At 33.0% G+C, this 17,551-nt stretch carries 17 protein-coding genes and 1 other annotated feature (1 of these 18 only partly in view); of the genes, 1 reads left to right on the top strand and 16 read right to left on the bottom strand.

Features of this window, described 5'->3' with window-relative positions; translation table 11 throughout:
- The 13 genes from ruvB to RWR88_RS03300 form a co-directional block, all read right to left on the bottom strand.
- A partial coding sequence (ruvB, locus tag RWR88_RS03360; protein ID WP_314450669.1) for a Holliday junction branch migration DNA helicase RuvB occupies nucleotides 1-686 on the bottom strand: 686 nt, incomplete at its 3' end.
- Between the two features lie 14 nt (nucleotides 687-700).
- On the bottom strand, nucleotides 701-1,297 hold the full coding sequence (gene ruvA / locus RWR88_RS03355; protein ID WP_314450668.1) for a Holliday junction branch migration protein RuvA: 597 nt from the start codon (nucleotides 1,295-1,297) through the stop codon (nucleotides 701-703).
- A gap of 145 nt (nucleotides 1,298-1,442) precedes the next feature.
- Nucleotides 1,443-2,237: a DNA repair protein RecO gene (gene recO, locus RWR88_RS03350; protein ID WP_314450667.1), complete on the bottom strand. Its 795-nt coding sequence runs from the start codon at nucleotides 2,235-2,237 to the stop codon at nucleotides 1,443-1,445.
- A 9-nt stretch (nucleotides 2,238-2,246) separates the two neighbouring features.
- Nucleotides 2,247-3,155 carry a GTPase Era gene (gene era / locus RWR88_RS03345; RefSeq protein WP_006702501.1) on the bottom strand — a complete coding sequence of 303 codons (909 nt, stop codon included), beginning with the start codon at nucleotides 3,153-3,155 and terminating at the stop codon, nucleotides 2,247-2,249.
- Nucleotides 3,156-3,165: 10 nt separating this feature from the next.
- Nucleotides 3,166-3,549, bottom strand: coding sequence for a diacylglycerol kinase family protein (locus RWR88_RS03340; protein WP_314450666.1), 384 nt, complete (start codon nucleotides 3,547-3,549; stop codon nucleotides 3,166-3,168).
- On the bottom strand, nucleotides 3,542-4,027 hold the full coding sequence (gene ybeY / locus RWR88_RS03335) for an rRNA maturation RNase YbeY (protein WP_314450665.1): 486 nt from the start codon (nucleotides 4,025-4,027) through the stop codon (nucleotides 3,542-3,544). The genes RWR88_RS03340 and ybeY overlap by 8 nt, the downstream gene beginning before the upstream one ends.
- Nucleotides 4,028-4,039: 12 nt before the next feature.
- Nucleotides 4,040-6,229, bottom strand: coding sequence for an HDIG domain-containing metalloprotein (locus RWR88_RS03330; protein ID WP_314450664.1), 2,190 nt, complete (start codon nucleotides 6,227-6,229; stop codon nucleotides 4,040-4,042).
- 18 nt (nucleotides 6,230-6,247) lie between these two features.
- Nucleotides 6,248-7,213 carry a PhoH family protein gene (locus tag RWR88_RS03325; protein ID WP_314348664.1) on the bottom strand — a complete coding sequence of 322 codons (966 nt, stop codon included), beginning with the start codon at nucleotides 7,211-7,213 and terminating at the stop codon, nucleotides 6,248-6,250.
- 241 nt (nucleotides 7,214-7,454) lie between these two features.
- Nucleotides 7,455-8,054: a PBECR4 domain-containing protein gene (locus RWR88_RS03320; RefSeq protein ID WP_314450663.1), complete on the bottom strand. Its 600-nt coding sequence runs from the start codon at nucleotides 8,052-8,054 to the stop codon at nucleotides 7,455-7,457.
- 334 nt (nucleotides 8,055-8,388) lie between these two features.
- Nucleotides 8,389-8,832: a GatB/YqeY domain-containing protein gene (locus RWR88_RS03315; RefSeq protein ID WP_006702494.1), complete on the bottom strand. Its 444-nt coding sequence runs from the start codon at nucleotides 8,830-8,832 to the stop codon at nucleotides 8,389-8,391.
- 79 nt (nucleotides 8,833-8,911) lie between these two features.
- Nucleotides 8,912-9,085, bottom strand: a complete 174-nt coding sequence (gene rpsU / locus RWR88_RS03310; protein ID WP_005605651.1) for a 30S ribosomal protein S21 — start codon at nucleotides 9,083-9,085, stop codon at nucleotides 8,912-8,914.
- A gap of 159 nt (nucleotides 9,086-9,244) precedes the next feature.
- Nucleotides 9,245-9,865 carry a Fur family transcriptional regulator gene (locus RWR88_RS03305; RefSeq protein WP_314450661.1) on the bottom strand — a complete coding sequence of 207 codons (621 nt, stop codon included), beginning with the start codon at nucleotides 9,863-9,865 and terminating at the stop codon, nucleotides 9,245-9,247.
- 14 nt (nucleotides 9,866-9,879) lie between these two features.
- On the bottom strand, nucleotides 9,880-10,770 hold the full coding sequence (locus RWR88_RS03300) for a deoxyribonuclease IV (protein WP_314450660.1): 891 nt from the start codon (nucleotides 10,768-10,770) through the stop codon (nucleotides 9,880-9,882).
- Between the two features lie 189 nt (nucleotides 10,771-10,959).
- Between RWR88_RS03300 and RWR88_RS03295 the strand changes: the two genes are divergently transcribed.
- Nucleotides 10,960-12,378 (top strand): N-acetylmuramoyl-L-alanine amidase, encoded by a 1,419-nt coding sequence (locus RWR88_RS03295; RefSeq protein WP_314450659.1) that lies wholly within the window; start codon nucleotides 10,960-10,962, stop codon nucleotides 12,376-12,378.
- Between the two features lie 218 nt (nucleotides 12,379-12,596).
- Here RWR88_RS03295 and thiI read toward each other — a convergent pair whose 3' ends face one another.
- The 3 genes from thiI to leuS form a co-directional block, all read right to left on the bottom strand.
- A complete protein-coding gene (thiI, locus tag RWR88_RS03290; RefSeq protein WP_314450658.1) occupies nucleotides 12,597-13,814 on the bottom strand; it encodes a tRNA uracil 4-sulfurtransferase ThiI in 1,218 nt (405 codons plus the stop codon).
- Between the two features lie 12 nt (nucleotides 13,815-13,826).
- On the bottom strand, nucleotides 13,827-14,951 hold the full coding sequence (locus RWR88_RS03285) for a cysteine desulfurase family protein (RefSeq protein ID WP_314450657.1): 1,125 nt from the start codon (nucleotides 14,949-14,951) through the stop codon (nucleotides 13,827-13,829).
- Between the two features lie 92 nt (nucleotides 14,952-15,043).
- On the bottom strand, nucleotides 15,044-17,458 hold the full coding sequence (gene leuS / locus RWR88_RS03280) for a leucine--tRNA ligase (protein WP_314450656.1): 2,415 nt from the start codon (nucleotides 17,456-17,458) through the stop codon (nucleotides 15,044-15,046).
- 55 nt (nucleotides 17,459-17,513) lie between these two features.
- Nucleotides 17,514-17,551 (bottom strand) — a binding site (T-box leader); it runs 156 nt beyond the window's last position.

Raw genomic sequence — 17,551 nt, 5'->3', positions numbered from 1 at the left:
CGTTTTAATAAACGGTTGGCAATACGAGGGGTTCCTCTTGAACGAAGGGCAACCTCTCTAGCTGCTTCTTCATGAATGTCACTTTCAAATACACTAGCTGTTCGCTTCACAATTTCTGTTAAAGATTGTTCATCATAATATTCCATATGAGACACAATTCCAAAACGATCCCTTAATGGAGCAGATAAAGCACCCGCACGAGTTGTCGCTCCCACTAAAGTGAAAGGAGGTAATGGAAAATGAACGGGATGTGCTGTTGGTCCTTGTCCTACTACAATATCCACAAAGAAATCTTCCATTGCAGAATAGAGCATTTCTTCTACTACACGAGGTAAGCGATGAATTTCATCGATAAACAATACATCTCCAGCATTTAAATCATTTAATAAAGCAACCAAATCTCCAGGTCGTTCAATAGCTGGACCACTCGTTGTTTTAATTCCTACTTCTAGTTCATTCGCAATGACCATTGCTAGAGTCGTTTTTCCTAACCCAGGAGGTCCATATAATAAGACATGATCCAAAGCTTCTTGCCTGCTGCGAGCAGCTTGAATATAAATAGATAATTCTTCTTTTACTTTTTGCTGACCAATATATTGTTGTAAATTTTGCGGTCGTAATGATAATTCCGTTGAAACTTCTTGTTCATCTAAGGGACTACCATCTACAAATCGATGTTCTTCCACACAATTCTTCCTTTCTATTTCATCAATAATTTAAAGGCAATGGATAATGCTTCTTGTGTTGTTTGAGGAGCAGCATTTTCTAGCTCTTTCCAAACTTTTGTAATTTCTTTAGCAGAATATCCTAATCCTAATAATGCTTCTCTTGCTTCTTCTAACTGTTTAATTCCAGTTGCAGTTTCTACTACTGGAGTGGCTATTTCTTCCACTACAATATTCGTGAATTTCCCCTTTAAATCTAATACAATTTGTTGAGCAGTTTTCTTACCCACTCCAGGGAATTTTGTTAAGTATGTAATATTGCCTGATTCTACTGCTTGAATAAAACCATTCACATCATCATTTGCTAAAATCGATACTGCACTTTTTGGTCCGATACCAGAAACACTAATTAATTTTTGGAATAATTCTTTTTCTTCATCACTTAAAAAACCATACAATGTAATTGAATCTTCTCGAACAATTTGTTGAAGCTCTACTCGAATGACTTCATTCAATTTTGATTGGATACGGTAAGGATTGGCGAACATAATTTGATATCCAATCCCATGATTTTCTACGACAATATAGGTTGGCTGAATAGCCACTAATTCTCCTTTAAGATATTCGTACATCTCATACCTCCGTTTTATTTCATCCTAATTAGTGTATCACGAAAACGGTATAAATTCTAATAATCTACTGAGGAAACAGAATTAATTGTGCGCAAAAAAAGACGATAGATTTTTATTCTATCGCCCATATTCTTTGTTCGTAATTTCATTTTTCATCTATTTTATTTCGACGAATTTGTAATTGAGTCTGCCAATCTTCCATTTGATCAATAAACTTTTTACCTTTCAATCGAATTCCTACATATTCATCCATTAATGAGTCACAAAGTCTTTTTAAATCTGCTTTTGTTTCTGAAGATAGACTCAATGATTGAATTTGCAAAGGAGATTTCATTGCAACAAGGAGCCTTGCAATATGCACTGCTTTTGGACTTAATTGTAATCTCTTCTCATCTTTATCATAGTGTCTTGAACATAACAATCCATGATGTTTCAACGAAATATCAAACGGTCCAACCGACTCTTCGCAAAAACAACACTGTTGCCATTGAAAGGCCACTCCAAAATATTTTAACATCTTCAATTCAAAATAATGCATTAAAATAAATGGATCTAAGTCATTTTCCACTGCACGAATACAATTTTCTAATAAATCATACAACTCTGTATTCACGATTCGATCTTCCATTACAGCATCAACTAATTGCATCATATATGTCATGACCGCTTGAACTTCAATTTGTTCATAAATCCGTCGATGATTTTGGACTTCAAGACATTCCCTAATAAAGCTAAATCCATTTTGATGAATGGTTCCGATAAAAACAGCTCTTGTAAAAGGTAACGTTGCTGCTGATAAAGGATGGCTCGAGCGTTGTAAATTTCTCACAAAAAACATTTGCTTGCCAAATTCTCGAGAGAAAATCTTAACAATCATATCGTGTTCTTTATATTCTTGTCGAAATAAAACAATGCCGGTAAACTTTTGAAAGTATTCCATAAAGTCACCTTAATCTTTATAGTCTGTTGTACGATAGCCAAAGTCTTGTAAATGGCTCTTTTTCTTACGCCAATCTTTTTCAACTTTAACCCATAATTCTAAATATACTTTATTTCCTAGTAATTGTTCGATATCTTTCCTTGCTCTGACACCAATTTCTTTCAGTAATTTACCACCTTTACCGATGATAATTCCTTTTTGAGTTGGTCGCTCAACAATAATATTGGCATAAACATGTACTTTATCAAATTCATCTTTTTGCATTTTATCTACAGTAACTGCAACTGAATGAGGAATTTCTTCTTTTGTTAAATGCAAGATTTTCTCACGAATTAACTCAGACACAACGAAATATTCTGGATGGTCTGTAATTTGATCACTTGGATAATATTGAGGTCCCTCTGGCAAATGATTCGTTAAAGTTGTCATCAATTCTTGAACATTATTTCCTTGTAAAACTGAAATTGGAATAATCCCCGCAAATGGAATCGTTTCTTGATAAGATTCAACTCGGTCTAATAATTCATCTGGAGAAATTAAATCAATTTTATTCAACACTAGAAAGACGGGTGTTTTAATTTTCTTTAATTTTTCAATAATAAAGTCATCACCAGGACCTCTTTTTTCTGCAGCATTCACCATAAATAATACAGCATCTACTTCTTTTAATGCAGAATAAGCACTTTCTACCATAAAGTTTCCTAATTCATGCTTCGGTTTATGAATTCCTGGAGTATCTAAAAAGACAATTTGACAATCTTGATTCGTATATACCCCTTGAATTTTATTACGTGTTGTTTGAGCTTTATCCGACATAATGGCAATTTTTTGCCCTAAAACATAATTCATAAAAGTAGATTTTCCTACATTTGGTCTACCAACAATTGCTACAAAACCTGATTTAAATTGTTTTGACATATTACTCTCCTTATAAAAATATTTGTAAAATCTTTGGAATAAAAATTCCAGAAGCCATAATGAGTACAAATATAGCTCCCATTAATACGACACCCGCTGCTACATCTTTTGCTTTTTTAGCGGCTAAATGATAATTATGTTCTACCATTAAATCCACTAATTGCTCTACTACGGTATTTAACATTTCTAAAATAAACATTAAAAAGATACAAAATACAATCCAATACCATTCTAATCTTTCAATTTTTAATAAGAATCCAAGGATAACGACTACTATTGCAGCAACAACATCGAATCTGAAATTTCTCTCATCTTGAAATACCGTTTGAATGCCATTCATAGCATGCTTCATAGATTGTTTAAAATAATGATTTTTCTCAACTTGTTTATGCATTTCTCGTTAAACCATAGGCTGTTAAAATTTCTGTTTGTAAGCCTGTCATTTCTTTTTCTTCTTCTTCTGTTTGATGATCATAACCATTTAAATGCAAGAAACCATGTAAAGCTAAGAACCCTAATTCACGTTCTAAACTATGGCCATATTCTTCTGCTTGTTCCTTTGCACGATCAACTGAAATAATAATATCCCCAATGGAAGTCACAAAATTTTTATCTGAAGCCATAAAGTTTTTAATCGGATCCATATCTTCGTCTTCATCATCTAAAGCAAAACTAATGACATCTGTTACTTTATCAATATTTCTAAAATCTCGATTAATCTCACGAATTCTTTCACTTGATACAAATGAAATACAGCATTCACGATTTTCTGGATAATGTAAATAGTCACTCGCAAATGATACAACATCTTCTACTAATTTTTGATATTCTTCTTTTACTACTTCTGTTTCGTCTATTAATTCAATAAACATAATATTTCCTTTCTACTTAGATACTTGTTTTTTTATCGTTGGATATTCAATTCTAGAATGGAATGTACCATTTAAAGAAGTCGCAATCATTTTTTCTACAATCGCTATTTCTTTCATAGTAATATCACATTCTACAAATTGTTCATCTTCTAGTCGATTCACAATAATGGAATGAACTAATGCCTCTACCTTTTCTAAAGTAGGTTCTTTCATCGCACGTGTTGCTGCTTCTGCACTATCCACGATATTAATAATCGCTGCCTCTTTTGTTTGAGGTTTTGGTCCCGGATAACGGAAATCTTCTTCTTTTACATCCGGATTATTTTTTAGCGCTTCTGCATAAAAATATTTCATCAATGTTGTTCCATGATGTTGCGCACATATATCAATAACTGCTTGAGGTAATTGATGTTGTGTTAAAATTTCTACCCCTTTTGTAACATGATTAAAAATAATTTGAGCTGACTCTTCAGCACTTATCATATTATGAGGAGACTCCATATGTCCTGGTAAATTTTCAATAAAGAAAAATGGATGTTCTAATTTTCCAATATCGTGATAATAGCAGGCTACTCTTGCTAATTGAGAATCCCCACCAATTGCTTCTACACAGTTTGCAGAAATATTCGCAACCATTAAGCTATGATGATAAGTTCCCGGTGCTTTTGTAATCAAATCTTTTAATAATGGTTGATTTGGATTCGATAATTCAGCCCATAATAATACCGAACTATCTTCAAATACATAGGATAAATACGGCATTAAAATGACTGGTAATATAAATGATAAAAATCCACTTAATAGTAAAAATAAGAAGACTAACATCGTTTGTTGCGTTTGAAACTCATAATTACTATATAAAACAAATGGAACCCCTAATAGAACTGGATAAAGAAGATATTTCATAAATCGTTTTATCCAAGCTTGTGTACTCCACATTTTTTCATTTAAAATTCCTATCCACGCAATCATTGAAAGGAATACTGTTGTTAAAATTAAATGTAAACTGTTAGTCGACTGAGAAAAGAAATACCATGAAAAAATTGGCATTAAAACAATTGAAAAAATCGTCAGCCTTAAACTCTTTGTTAAACGATATAGTAGATAAATAAAACCAGCAATTGGGAATACTAAGCCAATATGTTCAACTCCTCGATGTTGTACTAAAGCAAGTATTTTTAAGATGAATACTCCGGCAACAAATACTAAACTAAAAACTGTTAATGCACTTGCAGTATCACTTGGATTTTGTTTATCCGTTTGAGTAGGATTATAAAAATATACAGCTAAGAAAATAATGATTCCTGTTAAGAATATTAAATAACTAAATAATTCGTGATAGTTTCGTTGTCCATTACTTAAACCAAATAATTCAATCAGATGAATCTCTTGATTTGAAATCACATGTCCTTCTTGGATAAGCACTTGTCCTTGCAAAATTTTTACTGGAGTAACTGCTGCCTTTGCCGCTTCTTTTGCCTTTTGAGTGGCTTCTTTATCAACTACATTATTCACAACAACAGAAACTGTCACTAATTGACCTAATAAATCCCTTTCTGTATCAGAATAGTCGCTATAAAATAAAGTTTTCTTTGCTTCTTCTTGAGCTTTTGTAACGTTACTTTCACTAATAGCATTTTTCATTTGTGTTTCTACAACTGATTTTAATGTCTTCTCATAAGAAGCTAACTGTTCATTATTCGCTTGTAATAATTGAGAAATATATTTATCAGGTATGAAAATGGCAAACTCTCGAATGGATTGATTCTCTTTTTCAAGTGATTTCTTAAAATATTGAACTCTTTCCTGTGTCGTTGCCACTCTTGTCACAGATTCTTCAGAAGAATTGCTTTGATCTGTTTTAATAATTTCAGCAGATGCTTTAGAAGCAACTGATTTAATCGCTTGGAAAAATTGCTGAATATTTGTTAATTGCTTCGTCATACGTTCTTGGTCAAACACTAATACATCACTGACAGCATCCATTGCAATTTGTTGATTTTTCTCTGTTTGAGCTTTATCTTCCAAAGTTCTTGGAGCACGAATCGTTTCCTTAGCAACTTGATTCAATTCTACTGTATAAGTCGTTGGTTTTACATTTCCATAACCAATGACGAGTAATGCAATAAATGTTAAAAAAAGAAGCAAGGGCAAATAGAAAATGCCCAAAACTTCCTGAAATTTTCGCAGTTTCTGTCTCATTTTTCATTTACTCCTTACTTATTCACCTTGTTCTGAATAGGCATCAATAATACTTGATACTAATGGATGACGAACGACATCGAATGCATCAAATTCCACAAAAGAAATGCCACTAATTCCTTTTAGTTTATTTTCAGCGTCTACTAAACCACTCATATGACTTCCTTTTGGTAAGTCTACTTGTGTTTTATCTCCATTAATAATCATTTTTGAACCAAATCCTAAACGAGTTAGGAACATTTTCATTTGAGCTCTTGTTGTATTTTGTGCTTCATCTAAAATAATAAATGCTTCTTCTAATGTACGTCCACGCATATAAGCAAGTGGAGCTACTTCAATGACTCCACGCTCTAATAATCGATTTGTATGTTCTACCCCGTAAATTGCATATAACGCATCATAAATCGGACGCAAATATGGATCGACCTTTTCTTTTAAATCCCCAGGTAAAAATCCTAAATTTTCTCCGGCTTCAACAGCTGGTCGTGTTAAAATAATTTTCTTGACTTGACCTTTTTTCAAAGCTTGAACAGCCATCACAACTGCTACAAAAGTTTTTCCAGTTCCTGCAGGCCCAATTCCAAATACCATATCTGTTTTCTTAATCGCATGAATATATTGTTGTTGTCCAAAAGTTTTAGCACGAATAGGTTTCCCAGAGAATGTACGCCCAATTTCCTCATTATATAAATTTAAGAAATAATCTAATGTTCCTCTTTTTGCCATTTTAATCGCTGTGACAATATCTGTTTGAGAGATTGAAATACCACGGGCTATTAATTCTTGTAGTTGTTCTAATAACATTACAGTTTGTTTTACAGACTCTTCTTCACCGGAAATTAACAATTGTTCTTCACGATGAGTAATGAGTGTTTCAAACGTTTCTTCCAATAATCTCAAATGTTGGTCCTGTGAACCGAATAATTGAACGAGTTGTGGATGATTTTGGATTTCTAACGCTTGTTTAAAGTTTTCTTCTGTCACACTGTTAACCTCCATTTACTGTATGTAGCACTATTATAGCATATTTTAACCGTTTCTTTCTATGAATTTAGTGTGATTTGATAATTGTCTTATAGAACAAAAAAGAGCCACAAAAAATTGTGACTCCTTGCCGCAATGCATCTGTTGATTGAATATAACTTTTGTATTCATTCAATCAATTAGTACTGCTAATGTAAAGACTTCTAGTTCTTAATAATTGTTTTATAAACAATATCCAAACTTAATCTATATACAAATTTTCTTTAAAATCATTTTCCTCAGTATAATAAATTAATTCTTTTCCATTATAAAAATCTACTGCATATATTTTTATAACAGATTCACCTTTAGGAAATTCTCTCGTCTTTTTTAAATTAAGTAACGATTGAGGAACAATTTTTTTACTCGTATCTATTAATGTTAATGCCAAAATTTGTTTTCTAGTTCTTAATGCATAATCAAATTCTAAATATAAATACCTGCCCGAACCAGTTAAACGAACATGAGGACTTGTTAATTCTGTAATAGAGTTCAAAATTGCTAATTTTTGAAACGTTGTACCATCTTTTTTTACTAGCAAAGAAGAAACATCTAACTTTTTATCCAAACAATCTAAAAAGAAGTTTTTTGTACCTCGTGAATAATACAAACCACATAAATGCATAAAATTACTTTCTGAAAAATATACTGCAACTTTTTGATTAGAAGTGCAATATACAACTTTTTTACCGAAAAAATAATCTTTAAAATAATTCGCAATTTTATTAAGTAACGGAATACTTTGTACGATTTTATTATATTCAAGAGTATTTATCTTTCTAAATTGTTCTTCTCTCTTCATGTTTTTGCCTCCAAAAAAACGTCCCAAAACTTTGGGACGTTCTCTAGTCGGTTTATTTTGGTGTCTGCCACCCGCTTGACCCTTGTGTTCAAGTTTAATTTCGGATTTTTTTGGTGTCCGCCACCCGCTTGACCCTTGTGTTCAAGTTTAATATCAGATTGACCATGAGCCGACCACTCATCTTTGAATCAATTATAGCTTTCTATTCATTAATTTTCAAGCAAATTATCTTGAAAATCATTTACGCTGTGGCCTTTTAAAAAAAAATCTATTTCTTAGATTAATTCTTCTTTTCTTTTCATTCTGAAGTTAATAAACAACAGTTTGAATCATTTTACCCTAAATGAGCTTTTACTTGTTCTTTAATAACATTGCCGTCTGCTTTTCCTTTTAATTCTTGCATAACAGCACCCATTAATTTACCAAATTCTTTTTGAGTTGTTGCACCAATTTTTTCAGCTACAGTTGCAATGACTTCTTTTACTTCTTCTACTGATAATTGTTTTGGTAAGTAACGTTCTACAATTTCAATTTCAGCTTCTGTTTTAGCAACTAATTCATCACGACCTGCCTTCACAAATTCTGCTAATGATTCACGGCGTTGTTTGGCTTCACGTGCTAAAATTGTTAATTCTTCTTCAGCATTTAATTCTTCTTTTTTATCGATTTCTGCTGCTTGAACAGCTGTTTTAATCATTCTTAACACTGCTAAAGTTTCTTTATCTTTAGCTTTCATAGCTGTTTTAATATCATTATTTAATGTTTCTTTTAAACTCATGATTTTCACTCCTTAAAATACGAAAAAGACCGAGACGTAAATCCCAGCCTTTACTTAGTCATATGATACACAGAGTTGACTAGAACTTACGTTTACGAGCTGCCTCTGATTTTTTCTTACGTCTTACACTTGGTTTTTCATAAAACTCACGTTTACGAGCCTCTTGTAAAGTTCCAGTTTTAGAAACAGTACGTTTGAAGCGACGAAGAGCATCATCAAGTGATTCGTTTTTACGAACAACTGTTTTTGACATATCCTATTCCCTCCCTCCGAGCATTAAAAGTAACTGTTTTCTTTTGAATAGAATAACCAAACAAACGAAATGTCCTTTTTTTATTATAGAAAAGGTTTGCTCAATTGTCAATTAGATACACTAATATTTTTCCTTAAAAATTAAGTTATCTCTTTTGAATTATGAAGCTGTATGAGCACATTTTTCACATAATCCAAAAATTTCAAAACGATGTGAATGTACTTCACACCCCTCTAATTGTGTTTCAAAATAAGTCATTGGACAAAACTCAATTTCTTTCGTACGTCCACACTTTTCACAAATAAAATGATGATGATGTCCAGCATGACTACATCCAAAACGGAATAATTTTTCACCATTCCATTCAGTTGTTTCTAAAATACCTAAATCCGTAAAATCATATAAATTACGATAAATCGTATCATAACTCATATTTGGAAAATCAGTTTCTAATAATTGTTGTACTTGTTTAGCAGATAAATAACGATCTTCGTGACTAAAAATTTCAATAATTTTTTCACGTTTACTTGTATATTTAAATCCTGCCTGTTTTAATAAATGAATAGCTTGCTCAATTTGTCCATGATGACAATGACAGTGTTGATGATGTTTTTCATTTTTACTTGAATGGTGATGACTTTCATCATAATGATGTGTATGTTCTTCACCATGATGATGGCAGCATTTTTGTTTCGTTTGTTCTTCTTCATGATGATGACAGCATTCTTTTTTTGCGTTTCCTTTATGCTGACAACATTCGTGTTCATGATCATGTGGCATAAAACTTCCTCCTATTACTGGCTAATAATTTTTGAAAGTAATTCTGGGTCAAATTGATTTTGACGAATCATTTGAATTTCATATAAATATGGGGCTTTTTGATTTTTCTTATCTTCTCCAACATATGGAGTTTCTAAGATTTTAGGAATATTTTTAAATTTTTCTTCTGATACAACTTGCATTAAAGCATCAAAACCAATTTCTCCAAATCCAAAATTTGCATGACGGTCTTTGTGAGCTCCACATACATTTTTAGAATCATTAATGTGCAATACTTTTAAGCGATCTAAACCAATCACTTTATCAAATTCAGTCATTACGCCAGAAAAATCTTCTTGTAAGTTATATCCTGCATCATGAATATGACAAGTATCCAGTGTCACAGATAATCGATCATTATGAGTAACACCGTCTATCATACGAGCAATTTCTTCAAAAGTTCGACCTAATTCAGTTCCTTTTCCTGCCATTGTTTCTAGCGCAATTTGAACTTTTTGATTTTTATCAATAACTTCATTCAATCCTTTAACAATTTGTGCAATACCAACATCGACTCCTGCTCCAACATGAGAACCTGGATGAAGAACAACTTGTTTTGCCCCAATAGCTTCTGCTCTACGAATTTCTTCTCTTAAAAATTCAATCGCAAAATCTAAATAACCTTCCTTTGTCGTGTTTGCTAAATTAATAATATAAGGAGCATGTACGACGACTTCTTCAATTCCATTTGCTTGCATAAATGCTTGACCTTGAGAGATCATTAATTCTTCAATCGGTTTTCTTCTTGTATTTTGTGGTGCACCAGTATACACCATCATTGTATTTGCTTTATAGCTAGCTGCTTCCTTTGCAGATAATAACATCATTTCTTTTCCACTCATGGAAACATGAGATCCTAATAACATCTTTATTCCTCCTCATTCACATCACTTTTTATTTTACGTGAGAAATCATGAATCATCAAGCATTATCCCTTTTAAGTACATTCCGATGAAGACGAATGTTAAAGCCTTATCTTTTACTTTTCAAACCCTTTCATAATTGGTATAATGAAGTTTGTATAAGATTAAAATAGGATTATAAAAGGAGCGCCTATGGAAAACGTTAATAAAGTAATTCGTAATAAAAACGTTCAATATTTCGTAAGTTTTAGTGCTTTCCTACTTGCCTTTGGTTTTTCCATTATTCCATTAATTGATGCCAGTCCATCACCCTTTTCATCTCAAGTTGAGACTACTGTAGTAGCAAATCATCAACATGAAGAAGAAACACAAAATAATGAAAAAATTGATAAGTCATTAGTTGCTCAAGTAGCAGCTGTAGAAACTGAAGCTTCTGTTAAATTATATCAAGAACCTAATACTCAACAATTTCCTATTGCTGAAGTAAAAAAAGGGGAATATGTACTCGTTTTACATAAAGTCAATGACGAATGGTTACAAGTTCAATTCCATCAACAAGTGGCTTGGATGCCTACAAAAGATGTCTTATTAACTCATTTAATGATTGGGCACTCTAGTGGAGCTGTTTCAATGTATAAAGAAGCTAATAATAGTTCGCAAGTTGTGACTACCATTCCTTTTGGTCAGCCATTCTATTTATTAGATGATCAACAATCAAACTTTGCTAAAGTATCCTATAATGGACAAGAAGGTTATGTTGATAATAATCAATTAAACTATGCTGTAGACCATATGAATGAATTGTACAAATTACAAGCTGGATTACCTCAAACTTTAGATGCTAAAAAAATGGTAGCTACAAAATTAAAAGAAACGCCACTTTATGAATCTGCTGATATGTTTTCAAAACGTATTAGTACTGTAAATGCTGGAACTATCTTTAATTATGAAGACCGTGAAAATGATTTTTATAAAGTTTCTATTGGTAATGGTAAAAAAGCTTATATTCCATATTGGTTAGTCAATGTAAACTTTGCTGCTGTTGAAACTGATCCTCACATCCCTCAAGGAATTGAACAAGCAAAAATTGTCATTGACCCAGGTCATGGTGGAGATGATCCAGGTGCTGTTGTTACCTTTAGCGAGAAACATGAAGCAGATCATACTCTAACGACTGCTCTACTATTGAAAAAAGAATTAGAAGATTTAGGCGCAACGGTTATTCTAACTCGTGATTCTGATAAGAGCGTTAGCTTAGAAAATCGTGCTCAATTAAGTAATCGTGAGCAAGCAAATGCATTCATCAGTTTGCACTTTGATTCAGGTCCAAACCCGAATGCCTCAGGAACAACTGGTTATTACTTTGCAGCAACAAGTGAAAACTTAGCACAAACGGTGAATAAGTATATTGCTAGAAACTTAACTTTAAAGAGTCAGGGTACTAAATTCCAAAACTTCTTAGTGTTACGTGAAAATAAACAGCCTTCAATTCTTTTAGAATTGGGTTATTTAAACAATGTTGAAGACAATAAATTAATTGAGTCATCTGAATATCAAGAAAATATTGCAAAAAGCATTGCAAGTGCTTTGAAAGAATATTTCCAACAATAGAAATATTACAAATAAAAAATAGACTTTTCTATAAATAGCAAGGACGGCAGCAGTTTCGCAAAGCGAATCTCATGCCTAAAATTCGAGCCTTGGTCTCGAATTTTCCTATCATCAAAACCAATTTCTGGTTTTGATGATTCTGCTATGGGAAAAGTCTTTTATTTTTATATAATTAATTCAAAAGAGACAGGCAATTCTCGCCTGTCTCCTTTTTTCTATTAGAACAAATCATCCATCTCTACAGAGTTTTCTACTTCTTCTGCAACATAGTTTGGAGTAATTTCTTCTACTACTGTATTTTCTACTGCTCTACTCACTAATTCTTCCACATTCAATCTTGATTCGTATTCTCTTGCTTTTTCTAATTTTGGTTTTGTTTTTGGACTTGGTGGTGCAAAAACAGTACAGCAATCTTCAAATGGCTGAATCGATAATTCAAATGTATCAATTTCTTGTGCAATGGCAATAATATCTAATTTATCCATTGTGGCAACTGGTCGAATGATTGGTGTATTCGTAACATCATTAATCGCAATCATACTTTCCAATGTTTGAGATGCTACTTGTCCAACTGATTCACCATTTGCAATCGCTAATCCATGGTTTTTTTCACGTAATTGATCTGTAATTCGTAGCATCATTCTACGCATGACCGTCATTAAGTAATTTTCTGGGACAGCCTTTTTAATTTCTTCTTGAATTTCTGTAAATGGAACCGTGAAGAATTGTAAACTTCCTCCATAGATTGCTACTTTTGCAGCTAATTGTTTTGTTTTTACCAATGCTTGAGGACTTGTATATGGCGGACTTGCAAAATGCACACATTGTACTTCCATTCCTCTCTTCATTGCAAGATAAGCTGCAACTGGAGAATCAATTCCTCCTGATAACATTAAGGAGACTCTACCACTTGTTCCAACTGGTAAACCACCCGCACCTTGAATCGTTTGTAAACTCACCATAATATGTTGACGTCGAACATCTACACGAACCGTAATATCTGGTTGTTTTAATTGTACACGAATTTCTGGATAAGCTTCTAATACTGCATCTCCTAAAAATAAATTAATCTCATTCGTATCCATCACAAATTCATGGTCACTACGTTTTGTGGCAATCTTAAAGGTTTTACCATTCGGATTTTCTTTTCCAACTAAGTCCAATACGACTTCTTTCACTTTCTCCATCTCTTTTTCTAAAATATAGACAGGAGAAAATGACTGAATACCAAAGATTGGTTTTAGTAATGGAATAATTTCTTCTTGAGGAACTCCATTTAAGTCTAAATACATAAAATCATAATCTGGGAATACTCGAACTTGAGGGTAATTCATCAGTGCTTTTTTAATATTATTGGCTAATTTTTGCGTAAACATTTTTTTATTACGTCCCTTAGTCGATAATTCCCCATATCTTACTAATAATCTAACTTTCACTTTTTCACTCCTTTATTTTAAAAATTCAAATTTTTTCATTAATTTTTCTAATACTTCTACAAATTGTTTTGCTTCATCCATTGTATTCAAATATGAAAAACTAGCACGAACAGCACTTGTTGCCCAATAATCAGAAACATTCATCGCAGCTAAGGTACTCGAACTATCAGATTTTTTACTTGAACAAGCAGAAGTTGTTGAAATATAAATGTCTTCCTCTTCAAATGCATGGACAAGTACTTCTCCACGTACCCCTTTTAATGCAAAGCATAGAATATGATCCACTCCCTCTTTAGGAGAGAAAATTTTAATTTGAGGTTGTTTTTCTAAAAAATTCCATAAATAGTCTCGAATTTCCTTCATAGGATGGGAAGCTTCCAAATACATACGCATTGCTTTAGCAGTAGCCACAATTCCTGGTAAATTTTCAGTTGTACTACGTTCGGTCTTTTCCTGACCTCCACCTGTTAATAACGACTGAATTTTTCTTCCTGCTTTTTTATAAAGTATTCCAACACCGCGTGGTCCATGAAACTTATGAGCAGATAAACTTAATAAATCAATTCGTCCAAGCGCTAATAAATCTGGAACTTGTTCTAAAGCTTGAACCGCATCAACATGAAAATGAACCCATGGATAATGTTCCAGAATACGGGAAATTTCCTCAATATTTTGACTCACACCTATTTCATTATTGACCGCCATTACAGAAACTAAAATTGTTTCCTTTTTAAGCATGGATTCTAATTGCTCCAGTGAAATTTCACCTTTGTCATTGACATCTAAATAACTGATTTCAAATCCTAATTGAGCTAATTGTTTCACTGTATTTAAAACAGAGGGATGTTCAATTTTGGTCGTAATAATATGATTCCCAAACACTCTTTTTTCCAGAGCAGTACCTTTAATGGCCCAGTTATTGCTTTCAGTTCCACCAGAAGTAATATAAATCTCTTCTGTTTTAGCACCTAATAGTGTTGCTATATGTTCTCTTGCTTTTTCTAATACTTGAAAGGCTTGTCCTCCAAGTCGATGTAAGCTTGAAGGATTTCCCCAAAAACGCTCGCTTGTTTGAACATATGATTGTAATGCTTCTGGAGCAATTTTTGTTGTTGCTGAATTATCAAAATAAATCATGATTTCTCCTTTTCTACATCTCATAACGGCAAAAGGAGTGAGTTCTTTTTTAAAAGAACCCCTCCCGCCATCATTTTATATAAACAATCTAATTAGTTAGCTACAATGTTTACCAATTTTCCTGGAACTGCAATGACTTTACGAACTGTTTTACCTTCAATAGCTGATTTTACAGATTCATGATTTCTTGCAAATTCTTCCATTGCAGCTGCATCACTATTTGCTGGAACCATAACACGAGCTTTAATTTTTCCATTTACTTGGAAAATCACTTCTACTTCATCTTCTACTAAGAAAGATTCATCGTAAGTTGGCCATGCAACATAGCTAATCGATTCAGTTGCACCTAGTTTAGACCATAATTCTTCTCCTAAGTGTGGAGCAATTGGTGCTAATAATTGAACTAAGCCTTTCATATACTGAACTGGAAGTGCTTCTGTTTTATATGCTTCATTTACAAAAATCATCATTTGAGAAATCGCTGTATTAAAGCGTAATGCTTCGTAATCTTCTGTAACTTTCTTAACTGTTTGGTGATAAATTTTATCTAATGAACCATCATTGAAAGTTGTAATACGGTCACGTAATTTACCTTCTTCATCCACTAATAATCTCCAAACACGTTCTAAGAATTTACGGCTTCCTTCAAGACCTTTTTCACTCCAAGCAATGGAAGCATCCAATGGTCCCATAAACATTTCATATAGACGTAATGTATCTGCACCATATTGACGAACAACATCATCCGGATTGACAACATTTCCTTTTGATTTAGACATTTTTTCATTACCTTCACCAAGAATCATCCCTTGGTTAAATAATTTTTGGAATGGTTCTTTATTAGGAACAACTCCTAAATCGTATAACACTTTATACCAGAAACGAGCATATAATAAGTGTAATACCGCATGTTCTGCTCCACCGATATATAAATCGACTGGCAACCATTCTTTTAATTTTTCAGGATCTGCAATTTGTTCTTGATTATGTGGATCAATATAACGAACAAAATACCATGAACTTCCTGCCCATTGTGGCATTGTATTTGTTTCACGACGTCCTTTTAATCCTGTCTTTTCATCTGTGACATATAACCATTCTTCAATAGCTGCTAATGGTGATTCACCCGTACCACTTGGTTTAATTTTATCTGTTTTTGGTAATACTAATGGTAACTCTTCTTCAGGAACAGTAGTCATTGTACCATCTTCCCAATGAATCACAGGAATTGGTTCACCCCAATAACGTTGACGAGAGAATAACCAGTCACGTAGACGGTAACTTACTTTTGCTTCTCCAACGCCTTGTTCTTTTAACCATTCATTCATTTTTTCAATTGCATCTGCTTTATTTAAACCATCTAAAAATTCAGAATGAATATGCACGCCATCTCCAGTATAAGCTTCTTGAGTAACATCTCCACCTTCAATAACTGGAATAATGTCTAATCCAAATACTTTTGCAAATTCATAGTCACGTTCATCATGAGCGGGCACTGCCATAATGGCTCCTGTTCCATAACTCACTAATACATAGTCTGCAATCCAAATTGGAATTTCTTTTCCGTTAACAGGGTTAATCGCATAAGCTCCTGTAAATACCCCTGTTTTTTCTTTTGCTAATTCTGTACGTTCTAAATCTGATTTAGTAGCAACTGAAGCAATATAAGCATCCACTACCTCTTTTTGTTCTGGAGTTACAATTTTTTGAACAAGTTCATGTTCAGGTGCTAACACATTATAAGTTGCTCCAAATAATGTATCAGGACGAGTTGTAAATACTTCAAAACTTTCTTCTGAACCTTTTACTTTAAAGGTTACTTGTGCCCCTTTAGAACGACCAATCCAGTTTCTTTGCATATCTTTGATACTTTCTGGCCAATCTAAGTCATCTAAATCTTCTAATAAACGATCTGCATAAGCAGTAATTTTTAACATCCATTGTTTCATTGGTTTACGATATACAGGATGTCCACCACGTTCTGATTTTCCATCAATAACTTCTTCATTAGCTAATACTGTTCCTAATGCAGGACACCAGTTAACCGGTACTTCTGCTTCATATGCTAGACCTTTTTCTACTAATTTTGTAAAAATCCATTGAGTCCATTTATAGTAATTTGGATCTGTTGTATTAATTTCTCTGTCCCAATCATAACTAAATCCTAGTTCTTGAATTTGACGTTTGAAAGTGGCAATATTTTTCAATGTAAATTCAGCAGGGTCATTACCTGTATCTAAAGCATATTGTTCTGCAGGTAACCCAAACGCATCCCATCCCATTGGATGTAATACATTATACCCTTGGGCACGTTTCATACGTGAAACAACATCAGTAGCTGTATATCCTTCTGGATGCCCTACGTGTAAGCCTTGTCCTGATGGATATGGGAACATATCTAGTGCATAGAAATTTTTCTTTCCTTTATCTTCTGTAGTTTTAAATGTATGATTGTCTAACCAAAACTTTTGCCATTTCGGTTCGATTTCATGATGATTAAATGACATAATTTTCCCCTCTTTTCCAGAAATACCTAAAAAAACGCCCTAATGTCTCTAAAGACAATAGGACGTTTACACGTGGTACCACCTAATTATTAT

Origin of the sequence: uncultured Granulicatella sp., from assembly GCF_963528195.1 — a bacterium.
Taxonomy (GTDB): domain Bacteria; phylum Bacillota; class Bacilli; order Lactobacillales; family Aerococcaceae; genus Granulicatella.
Note: the sequence above shows the minus strand (reverse complement) of the source record. Positions and strands in the feature narration are given on the sequence as shown.